18 protein-coding genes are annotated in these 17,374 nt (G+C 38.5%); 9 read left to right on the top strand and 9 right to left on the bottom strand.

All coding sequences use genetic code 11. The features are described 5' to 3' along the window. The 4 genes from FJR04_RS22215 to bchL all read right to left on the bottom strand — a co-directional run bounded on the left by FJR04_RS22215 (position 1) and on the right by bchL (position 3,774). Entirely contained in the window at positions 1 to 306 is a 306-nt protein-coding gene (locus FJR04_RS22215; RefSeq protein ID WP_168498892.1) for an SH3 domain-containing protein, read from the bottom strand. 132 nt (positions 307 to 438) lie between these two features. Continuing rightward, the gene (locus FJR04_RS22210; protein ID WP_168498890.1) at positions 439 to 1,842 is read right to left on the bottom strand and encodes a ferredoxin:protochlorophyllide reductase (ATP-dependent) subunit N; all 1,404 of its coding nucleotides are present in this window, start codon (positions 1,840 to 1,842) and stop codon (positions 439 to 441) included. A 175-nt stretch (positions 1,843 to 2,017) separates the two neighbouring features. Next, the gene (locus FJR04_RS22205; protein WP_168498888.1) at positions 2,018 to 2,881 is read right to left on the bottom strand and encodes a DUF5331 domain-containing protein; all 864 of its coding nucleotides are present in this window, start codon (positions 2,879 to 2,881) and stop codon (positions 2,018 to 2,020) included. A gap of 26 nt (positions 2,882 to 2,907) precedes the next feature. Then, a complete protein-coding gene (gene bchL, locus FJR04_RS22200) occupies positions 2,908 to 3,774 on the bottom strand; it encodes a ferredoxin:protochlorophyllide reductase (ATP-dependent) iron-sulfur ATP-binding protein (RefSeq protein WP_168508042.1) in 867 nt (288 codons plus the stop codon). 685 nt (positions 3,775 to 4,459) lie between these two features. Here bchL and FJR04_RS22195 point away from each other — a divergent pair. Next, complete coding sequence (locus tag FJR04_RS22195) at positions 4,460 to 4,708, top strand: TIGR02450 family Trp-rich protein (RefSeq protein WP_168498884.1); 249 nt, start codon at positions 4,460 to 4,462, stop codon at positions 4,706 to 4,708. A 41-nt stretch (positions 4,709 to 4,749) separates the two neighbouring features. Here FJR04_RS22195 and FJR04_RS22190 read toward each other — a convergent pair whose 3' ends face one another. Beyond that, positions 4,750 to 6,456 (bottom strand): ATP-binding protein, encoded by a 1,707-nt coding sequence (locus tag FJR04_RS22190; protein WP_168498882.1) that lies wholly within the window; start codon positions 6,454 to 6,456, stop codon positions 4,750 to 4,752. A 174-nt stretch (positions 6,457 to 6,630) separates the two neighbouring features. After that, complete coding sequence (locus FJR04_RS22185) at positions 6,631 to 6,867, bottom strand: hypothetical protein (protein ID WP_168498880.1); 237 nt, start codon at positions 6,865 to 6,867, stop codon at positions 6,631 to 6,633. A 392-nt stretch (positions 6,868 to 7,259) separates the two neighbouring features. Between FJR04_RS22185 and lepA the strand changes: the two genes are divergently transcribed. The 6 genes from lepA (at position 7,260) to FJR04_RS22155 (ending at position 13,952) form a co-directional block, all read left to right on the top strand. Next, entirely contained in the window at positions 7,260 to 9,071 is a 1,812-nt protein-coding gene (lepA, locus tag FJR04_RS22180) for a translation elongation factor 4 (protein ID WP_168498878.1), read from the top strand. A gap of 318 nt (positions 9,072 to 9,389) precedes the next feature. Further along, positions 9,390 to 10,577 (top strand): glycosyltransferase family 4 protein, encoded by a 1,188-nt coding sequence (locus FJR04_RS22175; protein WP_168498876.1) that lies wholly within the window; start codon positions 9,390 to 9,392, stop codon positions 10,575 to 10,577. 165 nt (positions 10,578 to 10,742) lie between these two features. Next, a complete protein-coding gene (locus tag FJR04_RS22170) occupies positions 10,743 to 11,789 on the top strand; it encodes a cyanophycinase (protein ID WP_168498874.1) in 1,047 nt (348 codons plus the stop codon). A 282-nt stretch (positions 11,790 to 12,071) separates the two neighbouring features. Then, on the top strand, positions 12,072 to 12,323 hold the full coding sequence (locus tag FJR04_RS22165; RefSeq protein ID WP_168498872.1) for a hypothetical protein: 252 nt from the start codon (positions 12,072 to 12,074) through the stop codon (positions 12,321 to 12,323). 386 nt (positions 12,324 to 12,709) lie between these two features. Further along, entirely contained in the window at positions 12,710 to 13,210 is a 501-nt protein-coding gene (locus FJR04_RS22160; RefSeq protein ID WP_168498870.1) for a hypothetical protein, read from the top strand. Next, entirely contained in the window at positions 13,173 to 13,952 is a 780-nt protein-coding gene (locus FJR04_RS22155) for a hypothetical protein (protein WP_168498868.1), read from the top strand. The genes FJR04_RS22160 and FJR04_RS22155 overlap by 38 nt, the downstream gene beginning before the upstream one ends. A gap of 77 nt (positions 13,953 to 14,029) precedes the next feature. Here the strand turns inward: FJR04_RS22155 and FJR04_RS22150 are convergent, their stop codons facing one another. After that, complete coding sequence (locus FJR04_RS22150) at positions 14,030 to 14,836, bottom strand: DUF4351 domain-containing protein (RefSeq protein ID WP_168498866.1); 807 nt, start codon at positions 14,834 to 14,836, stop codon at positions 14,030 to 14,032. 71 nt (positions 14,837 to 14,907) lie between these two features. On the opposite strand from FJR04_RS22150, the gene FJR04_RS22145 reads away from it, so the two are divergent. Next, on the top strand, positions 14,908 to 15,150 hold the full coding sequence (locus tag FJR04_RS22145; protein WP_168498864.1) for a CopG family ribbon-helix-helix protein: 243 nt from the start codon (positions 14,908 to 14,910) through the stop codon (positions 15,148 to 15,150). Beyond that, positions 15,140 to 15,415: a type II toxin-antitoxin system RelE/ParE family toxin gene (locus FJR04_RS22140; RefSeq protein WP_168498862.1), complete on the top strand. Its 276-nt coding sequence runs from the start codon at positions 15,140 to 15,142 to the stop codon at positions 15,413 to 15,415. Before FJR04_RS22145 ends, FJR04_RS22140 begins: the two co-directional genes overlap by 11 nt. A gap of 109 nt (positions 15,416 to 15,524) precedes the next feature. Here FJR04_RS22140 and FJR04_RS22135 read toward each other — a convergent pair whose 3' ends face one another. Beyond that, positions 15,525 to 15,794 (bottom strand): DUF1049 domain-containing protein, encoded by a 270-nt coding sequence (locus tag FJR04_RS22135; RefSeq protein ID WP_168498860.1) that lies wholly within the window; start codon positions 15,792 to 15,794, stop codon positions 15,525 to 15,527. A 76-nt stretch (positions 15,795 to 15,870) separates the two neighbouring features. Next, a complete protein-coding gene (locus tag FJR04_RS22130; RefSeq protein ID WP_168498858.1) occupies positions 15,871 to 17,298 on the bottom strand; it encodes a phosphoglucomutase/phosphomannomutase family protein in 1,428 nt (475 codons plus the stop codon). Positions 17,299 to 17,374 lie beyond the last annotated feature (76 nt).

Raw genomic sequence — 17,374 nt, 5'->3', positions numbered from 1 at the left:
TTAGCGATTGTAGCAACTAACAAATTCTCTAAATACCCAACCCCAAACTCTATATTTGCCATTATGATAACCAGATATTTTTGCCCAAGGTCTTCTTTTATTATCATAAATTATTTCAATAATATAAACTTCCTTGCCATTTTTCAATTGATTTATAATTCGACCATTGGGTACATCTCTTACATTCAAAGGAGTACCTGTAGGGTCAGTCACTTTACAAACTTCCTCAGCTTTCGCAGGTGGAATTACAGCATTAACACCACCGAATAAAATTACAGAAACAACCAAATAAGACCACATTCTCATAAATTTTACTCCTTACTTTCAACTTACCAAAATTATAATATCCTTCTTCTTTTCCTCTGCGTCCTCTGCGGTTCGTTATTTCATAAAAAAAGGACGAACTAAAAAGTCCGCCCTTAAAATTGCCGAAAAAACTTAAATCTTCGCTTCTTCTCTCACCAACTTATCCCAACCCAAATCCTTCAAATTATTATTCCTTCTTAAAGGACGAGTTACCAACTCCAAAACATCACGCGCATTACCAAAACCGTGAATTTGAGCAAAAGTAAACTCCACAGACCACTTAGTATTAATACCCCGTGCTTCTAATGGATTAGCATGAGCCATACCAGTAATAACCAAATCAGGTTTCAACTCATAAATCCGTTGAAGTTGATTGTAATTATCAGGCTTCTCCATAATTGTTGGTAAAGGTGAATTCATTTCCCGACAAGTCTTTTCTAACAAAGCCAACTCAGCAGCTTGATAGCGTTTATCCATGTAAGGAATCCCGATTTCCTGAACAGTCATACCGCAGCGAATTAAAAACCGCGCCATAGAAATTTCCAACAGGTTATCACCCATTAAAAACACCGATTTACCGCGAATTAATTTCACATAATCTTCCACACCAGCCCAAATTTGTGCTTCCCGTTCATCTAAACCCTTGGGAGTAATCCCAAACACAGAACAGATTTTTTCAATCCAAGCGCGAGTTCCGTCGGGACCAATGGGGAAAGGTGCGCCAATTAATTTACACTTACGGCGACGCATTAGGGTTGTAGCAGTGCGGCTGAGGAAAGGATTAACACCAGCAACATAATACCCTTCTTCGATCACAGGTAATTCTGTAAACCGTTTTGCAGGTAGCCAACCAGAAACTTTAATACCTTGCTTTTTCAGTTCTAAGGTTAGTTGGGTAACTACGGGGTCAGGTAAAGAACCAAACAGTACCAAAGGCGGATGATCTACATACTCAGATTCATCTTGGGCGATGTCTTCTTTTTTCTTACCGAAATTCATCAGCTTCTGAATGGCGTTACGCTCGCCTTTTTCAGTTTCCGATACAGGAGACTTTTCAGGACAACGATGAGCCATAGCGGCTAACACAGTGTCCTCTCCTTGGGTAAATGCGTAGTCTAGTCCGTTGGCACGAGCGACAACAATAGGAATACCTAAATCAGCTTCTAACTTAGGTGCTAAACCTTCCAAATCGGTTTTAATAATTTCGGTGGTGCAAGTACCAATCCAGACAATGACGCTAGGATTGCGATCGCGTTTAATTTGCTCACATAACCGTTTTAATTCTTCATAATCATTCAATTGTGCGGAAATATCCCCTTCTTCCAACTCTGCCATTGCATAGCGGGGTTCAGCAAAAATCATCACTCCCATAGCATTTTGCAGGAAGTAACCACAGGTTTTTGTGCCAATTACCAAAAAGAAGCTATCTTCAATTTTTTGGTATAACCACGCAACGCAACTAATCGGGCAAAAAGTGTGATAATTTCCGGTTTCACATTCAAAATTTAAAGCTTCTGGCTGTTGAGCAACAGTCATATTAATATTCTCCCTTTAATTTTTTTAGCTTGTCAAGCAGATGAGTGGTGATTGGTGATTGGTGACTTGCCCTGAGCGTAGCCGAAGGGTTGGTGATTGGGTTATTTATTTCCCCCTACTTTCTTCCCTGTCACTTGTCACCTGTCACCTATCACCTAAATTCTGCTTTCAACAATTAATTGTTGGGGAAGAGACGAGCCATTTCTGATTCATCAAAAACCTCAGATGGCAGTTCTTCCATTAACAAATCGTTATTTTCGTTACCCCAGATGTCCGAGACTACATCATCAAATCCATTTTCTTCAGATGTACTGAGGGCATCAAATCCACTTTCTTCGGATGTACTGAGGGCATCAAATCCATTTTCTTCCGATAAATTCAGCCCAGTAAAAGCATTTTCATCAATTTCCCCAAAAGCATTTTCGGCTATTTCTCCAAAAGCATTGTCATCTTCTGAAGCGATCGCGTTGAAACCCTGATCATCGCTTTCATCAGTTAAAGACATAGCATCAAAGGAGACTTCACCAAAATCACCTAATGATTCTTCTGACTCATTGGTAATATCTTCATCGGATAAAGAAATTTCCCCAAAGCCGTCATCATCGCTCTCTACAGCCCAAGATTCTTGTGTCTCTTCTCCCAAACCATTGATACTGATATCAGTCACTGGAAAGGATTCCTCTTCAGGTTCAGATACCTCTTCCATTACCACAGCCGGCGGACGGGAATACATCGCTGGTTCTACAGTCGGACTGATACTATTACCCAGGGCAATATCTGGATCAAAATTCAAATCTAGAACTTCAATTAAAGTATCCGCATCTGGATTGAGTTTGGCAAAGGGAAACATTAGCTGGGCTAATTTCGGTTCTAGAGCATTGACTACTCCCAGGATGAGGTAAGAAGACGGTCGTTTACCGCCATCAGGAGTATAAACTGATTCAACTGTCATCTGGAGGGTAATCCATTCACGATTAGCTTGAAAGAATTGCAACCACTTTTGTTTGAGTGAATCGGTAAAACTATCAAAAAAAGCCATATGCCCATCCTGAGAGGTAAAATGTTTTATACAATCATCAAGTCTAGTTCCTCTTCAGCATTTGTGGCTTTAACTTTTACTGGATTGAGATAAAAATCTGACAATAGAGAAAAAAGTTCACGATCAGGAGTGTCGTTTGGTACAACACCTTCTGGTTGTGCCAGAATTTGATCAGCAATATTTAGGTAATAGTCGCAAACGTAGCTCAGGGAAGGATCTGACTCTGCCATTTCAAACAAAGTTTTGCCTTTGACGCGGGAAACGCGGATATCTTCAATCAAAGGCAATACCTCTAAAACTGGCATGGGTACGGCTTCTATATATTTATCAATTAAGTCACGCTTGGAGGTACGATTACCGATTAAGCCGGCTAGACGTAAGGGGTGAGTCCGGGCTTTTTCACGGACGGAAGCGGCAATCCGGTTGGCAGCAAATAAGGCATCAAAGCCATTATCTGTAACAATTAGACAATAATCTGCATAATTTAACGGTGCAGCAAAGCCACCACATACAACGTCACCAAGTACGTCAAATAAAATTACATCATATTCATCAAAAGCATTAAGTTCTTTTAATAATTTGACTGTTTCCCCAACTACATAACCACCACAGCCAGCCCCGGCTGGAGGTCCACCTGCTTCAACGCAATCAACACCGCCGTAGCCTTTGTAAATTACATCTTCTGGCCAAACGTCTTCGTAGTGATAATCTTTTTCTTGCAGTGTGTCAATAATGGTGGGAATCAAAAACCCGGTGAGGGTAAAGGTGCTGTCATGCTTGGGATCACAGCCAATTTGTAATACTTTTTTACCGCGTTTAGCTAGGGCGACAGAGATATTACAACTGGTTGTAGATTTGCCGATTCCACCTTTTCCGTAAACTGCTAATTTCACTTTTGTTACCCTCTTTATAGTTTTTTCACAAACTCTTAGCTCAAACATTTGCCTGCACCTAGTTTGATTCGGCGATGTGTGAGGTATGTGAGTGCCATTATTGTGCAAATCTCTGAGAAAGGAAAGGGGGTGAGAATCTCAAAAATGCTGCTATATGCAGTTTAATGATGAAAATAAAAGCTTTTAACGTTAAAAATCTTTTATTTATTCTCAAAAGACTTAAAAATCATAATTTTAGTATTTTTATCACTTGTTCATATAAAAATAGTTTCAAAAGACAAAAAAATCAGCCATAGATAAAAATCTATTAGTTACATAGTATTGACTGAGTATAAGCGCCGTTGATGATATTAGATGTTTTTACGATGTATGCGACGAGCAAAGCCTTGTTACCACTAGGTTAGCAATCAAGACAAGATATTGGGATCACATTAATGAGGAGTTCTGATTAAGTAGTAAGATCGGTATTGAAGTGATTTTCACAAGCGATCGCAGCTATCATCCAAAGCATGACTTCCCAAACAATCAGCATTACTTCTGGATTAGTAAATATTTATTAAATTAGAAAATATCTGATATAAAACTTAACAGGGAATAGGGAATAGGGAATAGGGAACAGGGAACAGGGAACAGGGAAGATAAGAAAGTTCTTAACCAATGACAACTGACAACTGACAACTGACAAATGCCTAAAAAACAAAAATTTCCTTACTTACTTGCGTCTAAATGGACTGCACAGCAAAAAGTTGATGGTTGGCGACATTTTCAGGTTGTTAACCGCAAAAATCAAGGTAAATGGGTATATGCGGAAATGGTAGCAGCTTGTGATCCTCAAGTCCGCTTTTGGTTGAATGCTAAATTATTACAAGACAACTCCCAATGGCAACCAGGATGGCAAACTTTACAGGAAATTCACTCTATCGAAACGAGCTAATTTCACCAATTGTCAATTGTCAATTATCAATTGTCAATTGTTCATACCATCAATGGTTGTTGATATAGTGGCACAGTAAAAGTTACAGTTGAACCAAGTCCTTCACCGAGACTATAGAAATGGACTTCACCACCCATTGCTTCTATCAGCTTTTGAGATATCGTCAATCCTAAGCCTGTACCACCATAGTGGCGAGTGCGAGAGCCATCAATCTGAGAGAATAGTTGAAATAGTTTATCTTGTTTGTCTAGGGAAACACCAATACCTGTATCAGCAACCCGAACCTTGACTATTCCAGGGTGTTTTTTGAGCATTAAATCGGCACTAATGGTAATACCACCTTCATGGGTAAATTTAATGGCATTACCTACCAAATTCAGCATTACTTGTAATAATCTCTTATAATTGCCTTGAACAATAATGTCATCAGAGATTGCCGGCATTTGCATCTGAAAACTGAGATTTTTTGTCTCAGCTTGAGTACGGGTAAAGCTTTCGACATCATCGAATAGTTCTTTGAGGTTGACAGGCGAACAGTCTAACTCCATTTTACCAGCTTCAATTTTGGCAATATCCAAAATGTCATTGAGGATATTTAAAAGATGCAAAGACAATTCATGAGCTTCTGTAATAAACTCATGTTGTTCTTCTGGATCATCTGTCATTCCTTCTAAAATTAGCTTTAAGAAGCCAATCATGCCATTGAGGGGAGTGCGAATTTCGTGAGAGACGTTAGCGAGAAATTCACTTTTTAAGCGGGATGCGTCTTCAGCCTTTTGGCGGGATTCTTCTAGTTCTTTATATAAAGTAGCATGAGCGATCGCTGTTCCTAACTGATCTGCTACTTCTTTAGCTAATTCTAATTCTGCTTGTGTTAAAGGATAGCACTCATTAACAAAACTCAAAGCGGCTAACCCATTTGCCTTATCTTTATAACAAGTAGCAACAACAAGAACTTTGTACTGTAGAGATTGGTTATCACAAGGAACAGCCATAACCACAGGTTCTAAAGTAGCCAATGCTTGAGCAAAAGCCGGCTCAGAAGATATATCTATTTCTGAGCCAAGAATAGAATTTTGTCCTGGTTGATGATACTCAGCAATGATCCGAACTTTGTGACTAGAAGGTTGATAAGGGCAGATAATACAGCGTTCTAGGTTAAGTGTTTTCCCTAAACTATCAACTGTTTGTTGCCAAATAATATCTAAATCTAGAGTCCGGCGAATATTTCTGGTAATTCTGTTTAATAACTTTTGGTGTCGCTGCAATCGCAAAGCTAACTCTAATGCTGTCGGCGGTTTTATAGCCTGATTCACATTTTGAGAGTTAATTTTCGATGGTAACACTCTACCCATTACCAAGACAGTCGTTGTCGGTTGACCACATTGTGGCAGAATTGGCGTAATTGTCAATTCCAACTCTAATAATTCAATATTTGGGCATTTAAACCAACATTTAACCCTTTCCGGCACAGAACTGCTCAAAATCCGGTGTAAATGTTCTAGATAAACAACTTTATCTACTGGAGCAAAGCTATCATTCTCATTGAGTTCATCAACTATTTTCTGGGTATCACAGCCTAAGTATTCGCTGTGCTGCCAATAAAAAGTTAGATAGCGCCCAGAACCATCTTGGGTATATACCAACTCTGCTCCTAGAGGTGGAGATGAGCCATCCGTACTGAGGGTAATAGATTCCAGATTTTGAGGAATTAAGTTCGGCAATTGGGTATTGGCAGTAATAGTCATTAATCGAGTTGGATAGACAAAAGGCTTCCCACCGTGCTTATACTAAAGCTACTTAAATTTTGGCATAAAGTTTTACATCTTTCACACTTTTTAATTGTGGATTTTTGAATTTTCTGGCGTTTAAGGCATTAAATTTTACATTTCTTATCATTAGCTGATACTTGTGAAGTAATTCTAATCATTCCACTCACCACGGGGAGGAACAGGTGTGCGTATAGGGGTACGTGTTAACTCATCATCTCTAGTGAAATCACCGCGTAACCATTGACGAATAGCCACCTCAATTACTTTACTGGGATCATTAGTTAGATGTTGAATTTGCTCTATTAATTCAGAATCTAGATGGAGAGCGATTTCCGTTTTTTCAGCGCGTCTATTGTCCGCACTGCTAGAATTTTCTTGCATATTCATTGTTTTAAATACTCTGAAATGGTTTTATTGAAAGCATTGTCAAGCAGTTATGATATTGATTAATTCAACCCATCTCAATTGTAAGCTTCTGGGCAATCAATACCATTGAGCTATAAATAGACTTTACATAATAACCCAAGTTGCTGTAGCAGAGAATAGGGAGCAGGGGAGCAGAGAAGCAGGGGAGCAGGGGGCAGGGAGCAGGGGGCAGGGAGCAGGGGGCAGGGGGCAGGGAGAAATATTAGACAACTGACAACTGACAACTGACAACTAACAACTGACAACTGACAACCGACGACTGACCAATCCCTTTTGCCTTATTACCTCAGAAAGCATTAAAATACATTCAGTAAATAGCTTTCACTTTGGTTTGCTTTAGGGCAAGTTGATTTATGACTGACGTTCCCGCAGCTCGCATTCGCAATTTTTGTATTATTGCTCACATTGACCACGGGAAATCAACTCTCGCTGATCGTTTACTACAGGCTACTGGTACTGTAGAAGACCGACAGATGAAAGAGCAGTTTCTCGATAACATGGATTTAGAACGGGAGCGCGGCATTACAATTAAGCTGCAAGCTGCCCGGATGAATTATACTGCCAAGGATGGTCAGCAGTATGTTCTCAATTTAATTGATACTCCTGGACACGTGGACTTTTCCTATGAAGTGTCACGCTCTCTTGTTGCTTGTGAAGGAGCATTGTTAGTTGTAGATGCGTCCCAAGGTGTAGAGGCGCAAACTCTAGCAAATGTTTATTTAGCCCTAGAGAGTAATCTAGAAATTATCCCTGTTTTGAATAAAATTGATTTACCAGGAGCAGAACCAGAGCGAGTAATTGGCGAAATTGAAGAAATTATTGGCTTAGATTGTAGTGGAGCTATTTTGGCTTCAGCCAAAGAAGGCATTGGTATTCCTGAGATTTTAGAAACAATTGTCGAACGAGTTCCCCCACCAGCCAATACTATAAATGAGAGTCTTCGGGCGTTAATTTTTGATAGTTACTATGATAGTTACCGGGGTGTAATTGTTTATTTCCGGGTGATGGATGGGACTGTGAAAAAAGGCGATCGCATCTACTTAATGGCATCCGGTAAAGAATATGTCATTGACGAACTAGGCGTACTTTCTCCCACTCAAAAGCAAGTTGAAGAACTTCATGCTGGAGAAGTAGGTTATTTAGGAGCAGCCATTAAAGCCGTGGCAGATGCCAGAGTCGGAGACACCATTACCCTGTGTAAAAACAAAGCTACTGAAGCTTTACCTGGTTACGCAGAAGCCAACCCGATGGTATTTTGTGGGATGTTCCCCATAGATGCAGATCAGTTTGAAGACTTGCGGGAAGCTTTAGAAAAACTGGAACTGAATGATGCAGCCTTACAGTATGAACCAGAAACATCTAGCGCCATGGGTTTTGGTTTCCGTTGCGGGTTTTTGGGGTTACTGCACATGGAAATTGTTCAGGAACGCTTAGAGCGTGAGTATAACCTCGATTTAATCATTACCGCCCCCTCGGTGGTTTACAAAGTCGTCACCATCAAAGGTGAAGAACTGTACATTGATAATCCTAGCCGCTTACCCGGACCAAATGAGCGCGACAGAATTGAAGAACCCTATGTCAAAGTAGAAATGATTACTCCCGAAACCTATGTGGGTTCTCTCATGGAGTTGTCACAAAACCGCCGGGGGATCTTCAAAGATATGAAGTATCTCACCCAAGGAAGAACTACACTAACTTATGAGTTACCCTTAGCTGAAGTTGTTACCGACTTTTTTGATCAAATGAAATCCCGTTCTCGCGGTTACGCCAGTATGGAATATCATCTGATTGGCTACCGGGAAAATCCCTTGGTGAAATTGGATATTATGATTAACGGTGATCCTGTGGATTCCCTAGCCATGATCGTCCACAGAGATAAAGCCTATAATGTCGGCAGAGCAATGGCGGAAAAACTCAAAGAACTAATTCCCCGTCATCAATTCAAAGTCCCCATTCAAGCTTCTATTGGCGCTAAAGTCATCGCCAGTGAACACATCCCCGCTATGCGGAAAGATGTCCTTGCTAAGTGCTACGGTGGCGACATTAGCCGTAAAAAGAAACTTTTACAAAAGCAAGCTAAGGGTAAAAAACGAATGAAGGCTGTAGGGACAGTGGATGTACCTCAAGAGGCTTTTATGGCTGTATTGCGGTTAGATCAAAGCTAATTCCCAAATTGCTATAGGACTTACTTCAACAATTGAGAATTACCTCGCCCTGTAAGATGTAACTGGAAACCTGATTCTTTCGTAGGGGTAATTCATGAATTACCCCTACTTTCGTTTTGTTTTGGGTAAGCCCTATATTCGTCTTACTGTATTGTTTCTTAACAGTTTACCAAACTTGACAACCTTTGATAAGCTTTATCACAATAAACATTAAAAAAGCTAAAAATTCCTTTAACCAAACTCACACCAATTGCCAAACTTACTGTTTGAGATAAATATAGTTCTTTAGCTTTTGTAAATCATCGGGGAGTCAAGTCAATGAAGATATTAGTGCTGAGTTGGGAATTTCCACCGAGGATAGTTGGCGGAATTGCTCGTCACGTTGCTGAGTTGTACCCGGAACTCATAAAGCTAGGCCATGACATCCACCTGATTACCCCTGAATTTGGACCAGCATCCTTGTATGAGGTGGTGGAAGGAATTCATATCCATCGAGTAGAAGTGGCTGCCAGTAACGATTTTTTTCACTGGGTGGTGAACTTAAATGAGAGCATGGGATCTCATGGCGGTAAGTTACTGATGGAGAAAGGACCATTTGATCTAATTCATGCTCATGATTGGTTAGTTGGGGATGCAGCGATCGCTCTCAAGCATATCTTTAAAATTCCCTTAATTGCCACAATTCACGCCACAGAACACGGACGCTACAACGGTATTCACAATCATACCCAACGCTATATTCACGATAAAGAATATGTACTAGCTCACAATGCTTGGCGGATAATTGTCTGCACCGAATATATGCGTCAGGAATTAGTGCGATCGCTATATATGCCTAGTGATAAAATTGACGTAATTTTTAATGGCATTCGCCCAGAAAAGAAAATACATCATGGGGATTTTCATGCTCAAGATTTTCGCCGTCAATTTGCCGCAGATTATGAAAAAATTGTTTATTACCTTGGTCGTATGACCCATGAAAAAGGTGTACCTGTATTACTTAATGCTGCTCCCAAGGTGCTTGAGGAAATGGATGGTAATGTTAAATTTGTGATCGTTGGTGGTGGTAATACTGACCATCTCAAACGTCAAGCTTGGGAATTAGGAATTTGGAACAAATGTTACTTTACTGGGTTCTTAGCTGATAACTACTTGGATAAATTTCAAACCATCGCTGACTGTGCTGTTTTCCCCAGTCTTTATGAACCCTTTGGTATTGTTGCTTTAGAAAGTTTTGCATCTCGTGTACCAGTCATAGTTTCTGATACTGGTGGTTTTCCCGAAGTAGTCCAACACTCAAAAACGGGAATTACCACTTGGGTAAATAATCCTGACTCTGTAGCTTGGGGAATTTTGGAAGTATTGAGAAACCCAGATTATTGTCAATGGTTGGTAGATAACGCTTATGCAGATTTAGAAAAAAGATTTAGCTGGCCCAAATTAGCTAAACAAACCGAGATGGTTTATGAAAGAGTAGTCAAAGAGCTATCACAAGTTTTATGGTGATAAAAAACCACAAAAAAATGAGATTTTCCCAGATTATCCATGAGAATTAAATATTACTCTGACTATTTGCCGTGAAAAAACAGTACAAACGGTGTACGCTGGGAATTTAGCCCTTGGAAATGCGACAGTTAGAAATGATTGCTGTTTGCTTAACAAGATTTTAATATGACAAAAGCATTCCCACATATATCCAGGCGGTTGCAGAATGCAAAACATAGCTTGTTGAGGATGGTAAACCGAATCATAGACCGTCTGACCAGAAATTTAAGGCGGTTCTTTCAGGACATCATCGCCGATATCCAGCCCCCCTCCTCTAAACCGGGTTATAAATTACCTCAACTAGCCGGACCTGTTCATAACTTAGGTGGTGGTGGACCTGATGTTGATGACGCTATCCAGTGGATGATTAATCAAGTCCGGGGAGGTAGCCTCAATGACAATAAAGTTAATGTTTTAGTGATTCGTGCGGCTGGTGACGATAATTATAATGAACTAATTTATCGCATGAAAGGTGTCAAATATGTAGAAACACTCATCATTCGTAACCGACAAGAAGCAAACAGGACAGACATTTTTGATAAAGTCAGAAATGCTGGCGTAATTTTCTTTGCTGGTGGTGATCAATGTGAATATATTCGCCACTGGAAAAATACTAAATTGGAAGTTGCAATTAAGTCGGTTTATGATAAAGGCGGCGCTATTGGTGGCACAAGTGCCGGGGCTATGATTCAAAGTGAATATGTTTATGATTCTTGCGCCTGTGAAGATAGCATTGAAACCAGCGCAGCCCTTGATGATCCTTACGGGAATATTACCTTTACCTATAACTTTTTCCAGTGGAAATATTTGCGCGGAACTATCATTGATACCCATTTTGATGAACGCAAAAGAATGGGGAGAATTATGGTTTTTATTGCTAGGCAAATTCAAGATGGTGTATCTCCAACTGCTTTAGGAATAGCAATTAGTGAAGAGACATCTTTACTAGTTGATAAATACGGTATTGCTAAAGTCATGGGCAAAGGTGCAGCGTATTTTATCTTAGGAGATCATCCGCCAGAAATTTGTCAAAAAGGAACTCCTCTCACATATCATGACTACAAAATTTGGAGAGTTCCCAGGGGTGACACCTTCGATTTAAATAAATTACCGTCACGAGGTTATTATCTCAGAAGTGTGAAGCGGGGAAGATTTGATTCCGATCCTTATTAATACAGGTGGTTCGTAGTGAGGGCTTCAGCCCTCAAATTGGGACTAAAGTCCTCACTACAAACTTTGGCTTTGTAATTATTTTACTGTAGTTAAAGGTTGTTGGTGCGCGATAGCGAGGCACTCCGTAGGAATCGCTCTTTTCAGGTTTACCGCTAGACATCCTTCTTTTATCCGTACATATAGTATTTAAACTGACATTTCTAAAAATTACTTACTTACAAGTATATTTGTACTATTTTAGAATAAGATGATATTCTCAATTTTTTAATAGGAGTAAATAGTATGTCAAATCATAGTGGAAGTTATATGTTAAATGAAGTGATTACTATTTTGAGACGTGAGCATTGTTTTGATCATTTGGATCAAGAAAAGAAGCAAAATTTGATTAAAGAAATTGTCAGACTAGCCCGTTATGAAGATGATTGTAATTCAGGGGAAATTTTAGAAGGACACACAGACTATTTTAAAATCTGTTATTGTTGTTTAGCGAAAACTAATGATCTAGAATCTGGTCTTTGTGTAAAATGCAGGTGACAGTTTGCATATTGTTTAAGGGTTAGTTGTTTTTTCTATTTTAAAGTTTGAAATGACGCTCTTTTTTTTATTTCACGCAAAAGTGCAAAAAAGAAAAATAAGGATTTTGGTAAAGTTGTCAGTTGACCAATATGCTTTTCGCATCTTTTCTAAAATATATCTTTTCAGAGTTTACTACACTGCTGGTACATTCTCGTAAAGTATCGTTAATTAATATTATCATTTTTTTACATAATGATTGAGTTTTTTTAAAAGTGATAAAGAATAATCAAATATCTCTTGACTAATATTTTATTAATGCTCTAAGTTGGCTATATGCGTATAAAGAAAGCAAAAAGTAACAAATTGCGAGTCTAGTCTATATATAATTAACAAGGGTATGTTTTATGCTGACATTTATCTTAGGTGCTGCTGCTTTAGGTATTGCTTCTTTTGGCTCGTTTGCAGGTGCTAGATCAATTAGCAACATACATGATTTAAAAGATCAGCCTAAAATCATAAGAGATAGCTACGAAGAATCTTTAACAAAATTTCAAATTATTTTGAAAAATACTCAAAACGAGTTTAATTTTGCTAAAAATGAAGCGAAAGAACATGATAATGAAGTAAAAAAATATAAAAATTTTCAAGAATCAATGATACCTAAAATTCAACATTTAATTGAGATCATTGAGCAGAGCGATCAAAATAAAGATCAACAACAATTGGATGAGATCAAGAAATTACTATTAAATAAAATTAACAATGTTGAAATATTAGAGAATAATTCTAGCCCAAGTGGTATTACAAATACTGTACCAATAGCGATTAATAACATAAACAACGTCAACAATTTTGTAAGAGTAGCCAATGATCTATATATCTCAAGATTTAGCAATTCAAAATAGTTTCAACGATATATTTAATTGGTTAAGTAAACGTTTACTGATAATCAGTGGAGGAAATATACTTATTGCTTCTCTACTTGCGATGGGTAATATTATTGTTAGTCCTGCTATACTAATTGCTGGATTGGCACTTTCTTATGAAGTAAAGAAAGCTCTAACGAAAGTTCAGGAATATGAGTTAGAGATTAACACTTCGATATATAAAATCAATTCTGCTCAACAATTGATACAAGAGCAACGGCAGAAAATTCAAGAAAAAAGAGATGAAATTAAACAAAAAAGACAGAAAATTTCTGAAGCAACGCAACAATTAAATTACATTAATGATGAAATAAATAAACTTGAAGTTAGAAAGCAAGCTTCTCAAATGACTGAAGGATTAGCAAATTTTACATCCTTTTTACTATCTATATTTCCCGAATATAGTCGTTATAAATCAATCATACCTTTAGTAAAAACTATAGTCTTAAAATTTTTAAGTTCCGATAAACAAAGTATGCTCAATAATGTCATTGAAAATCTTCAAGAAGGAGATATCAATCTTACAATAGTAGGTTTAGACGCGGTTATTGAAGTTAATTTTGATAGAAACCTACTTTATTCATATCCTGTTGATATTGCTTTTAACCTTGATTTCTTATTGTCTGTATCCTCAAAAGTTATTAACTTAATACAACTTTTAGAAAATAAGACCATGTTATTATTTCACACTTTAGAAGAATTTAAGATATCCAGGAAATAAATTCCCTGTCTCAAAGCAAAAGTCGGTTTTAACCGACTAATAAAAAATCTCTTTTCCTCTTGGCGTGAGAAAATATTTTAACTTTGATTCGCTATCCAATTTACCAAATCATCCGGCTGTGAAAAATCCAAAATAGCTTCCGAAAGCTCATCTAACTTTTCACCAGATAACTCTTTAATTTGTGACTCTAACTTTGCCGAAATCTCCCCAACACGACGTTTCAACAAGCGGAAAATAAGCTGTAACTTCCCACGGTTAATAATCTCTTGATAAATGACTGACTCTTCCATAGTTTCCTCCCGAAAATATTGTTTAATCAATTGTTTCTCAAACTTTAAACCAGCCAATAATTCCACACAAGCTGCTATAGTGTTTTGTTGTGCTTGTTCTTCTATTTTATCTATTTCCAAAGCAACTTGCTGAAGTAACTTATTTGGTTCATCTGTCTTGGCTAAAACTGCTAAAGGTAATAAAGCAGGAGATTTTAAAAGTGTTTCGCTGTCTTCTTCCCATACTCTAATTACTTGATATTGATGTCGTGTATTTCCCACTATCAAACTATCAACAAAAACATCAGGTGAATTTGTCTCTTGTAGAAAAATTACTACCTGTTGTACAGGACATAAATATTTACGATAAATCCTCAACCAATAATCTAACATTCTCACTGGCATGGGAGTATCAGATTTTGGTGTAGTTTGAATTTCCAAATGCAAAATGCGGTTTAATTTCGGTAGTCGAAACAACGCATCAGCACGAATGGGATTAATAGGTAACTCGGTAGGTAGCACCTCAATTTCATTTATATCTTCAGCAATTAACCATTGCACAAAAGATAAAGGGTAAGTATCCGTGAGGTAACGGCAAATATTATCGTAAGCCAAAAGTTTTTAGTAAATATCTAACATTGTTATATTATATAATATCATGCAATACAAATGATTCTCACAAACCCATGAGTAAAGAAAACATTACATTTAGAATAGACAGCACCAAAAAAGCCGCCATTGACGCATTAGCAAAAGGCATAAACCGCGATAGAAGCTATATTCTCAACGAAGCAGTAAACGCTTATTTAGAAATGTACCAATGGCAAATTGAAGAAATCCAAAAGGGTATTGCAGAAGCGGATGCTGGAGATTTTGCTAGTGATGAAGAAGTAAAAGCTACATTTGCAAAACTTAACCATGCAGGTTAAATGGCTACGTCAGGCGCTGCGTAACTTAGAACAAGCGCATAATTACGTTTTCCAAGAAAATCCTACCTCAGCACAGGAATTAATAATCAAGATTCAAAATGCTGCCAGTCAATTACAAAATTATCCCTTTATGGGTAAATCTGGAAGAGTTGAAGGTACAAGAGAATTGATAATTTCTAACTCTCCGTATATTCTTATTTACCGAGTTAAGGAAGAATCTGTAGAAATCCTGCGAGTTTTGCATACATCAAAACGCTATCCATAATAACCAGAATAGCCTGGGAATAAATTCCCTGTCTAAAAGCAAAAGTCGGTTTTAACCGACTAACAAAAAAACTCATTTCCTCCTCTCTGCGCCTCTGCGTGAGAAAACTCTAAAAATCTTCATCATCAATAAAAAATTCTGCATCTTCATCTCCCCTAGATTGCGACTCTCCTAATCTCCAGAGAGGCTGCAAAACTGCTGCACTTAGCAAACCGACAGCCACACTAAAAGCTAACATTAATCCAAAGGGAATTTGTATTGATTGAAAACCCAAAAACCGTAAAGATATAGGAGTGGCATTTTGGACAGAAATTAGAGCGATCGCCACCACCCAAATAGCTATAATTATTGATATTAAAAAATTGACCAAAATTTTCATAACTTAAATATATAAATTTCTCACAAAGTGTAGAGACGTTCCATAAAACATCTCTACATCGGATTGAGCTAAAAAACTAAGCTAACTTAGCAATTTCACCTTCCATGAATTTAGCAATCTGGCTAAGTTTTTCTGGTGAGTTAGTTTCCATGTACACCCTCACCAAAGGTTCTGTCCCAGAAGGACGCAGCAACACCCAGCTACCCTCTTCTAAATACAGTTTAATACCATCTTTCCTTCCCACCTCTTTCACCTTGATTCCTGCCACTGCTGAAGGCGGATTTTGGGTATAAGAATCAATCACTGCCACCTTGTGAGATTCAGTGAGATGTAAATCCAAGCGATCGTTATACAAAGGACCATCAGCTTCGGCTATAGCTTCCTGTACCAACTGACTCAAAGGCTTACCTTCATAAGCGATCGCCTCAGCCACTAGCATATCTGCTAAAACCCCGTCTTTTTCAGGAATATGCCCAATGATACTTAAACCACCGGATTCTTCCCCACCAATCAAAACAGCGGTTTCCCGCATTTTCTCACCAATGTATTTAAAACCTACCGCAGTTTCATAAATTTGCAGCCCATACTTAGCAGCAAAATTATCTAACAAATGCGTAGTTGCCACAGTGCGAACAATTGCCCCAGTTTTACCCTTGTTTTTAATCAAATGTCGTGCTAGAACTAACAGCACTGTATTTGGAGTGAGGACATTACCTTGTTCATCAACAATCCCAAAGCGATCGCTATCACCATCGGTAGCCAAACCCAAATCAGCTTTATCAGCCTTTACCGCTGCCACCAACTCAACTAACTGTTCCCCTTTGGGTTCGGGCATACCACCCCCAAACAGCACATCTCGCCAATCGTGGAAACTTTCTAACTGACAGCCACAGTGTTGCAAGACTTCATCTAAATAGCCACGCGAGGTAGAATAAAGGGCATCGTACTTCACCTTTAAATTCGCACTTTTAATTTTTTCCACATCCAGTAAGGTGTAGATAAAATGCAAATAATCGGGCTTCGGATCAAAAGTAGAAATTGAACCAGATGGATTACTTCCAGGTAACTCATCCGATGCTGTTTCTATATTGGCCACAATAGTATCAGTAATTTCTGGAGTCGCAGGACCGGCATAATCAGGGATATATTTAATCCCACAATAAGGTGCAGGATTATGACTAGCTGTAAACATCAAAGCCCCCGCCGAATTAAGGTGACGGGCATTGTAGGCAATTACTGGAGTGGGACAATCCCGATCAGTAATTTTCACATTCCACCCTAAATCCGCCAGAACCGCGGCAGATGTGCGGGCGAACTCGTCAGCCAAAAACCTGGTATCGTAGGCGATTAAAACTGGTCTGTCCTTACTATAGGCAGTTTCCAGATAACTAGCTATTGCTCTGGTAACTTTCCGCACATTGGGGAAAGTAAAATCATCAGCAATAATTCCGCGCCAACCATCAGTCCCAAACTTAATCTTACCGGAATTGTTAGGGTTGCTCATATTGCCAATCTCTCTCGTAAATTATTATTACTATTAGGAAGCATCCCGCCAAGCCGCTGAATTAGCCACTGCGGGT

The sequence above is a fragment of the Anabaena sp. UHCC 0204 genome (assembly GCF_009711975.1).
Taxonomy (GTDB): domain Bacteria; phylum Cyanobacteriota; class Cyanobacteriia; order Cyanobacteriales; family Nostocaceae; genus Dolichospermum.
Note: the sequence above shows the minus strand (reverse complement) of the source record. Positions and strands in the feature narration are given on the sequence as shown.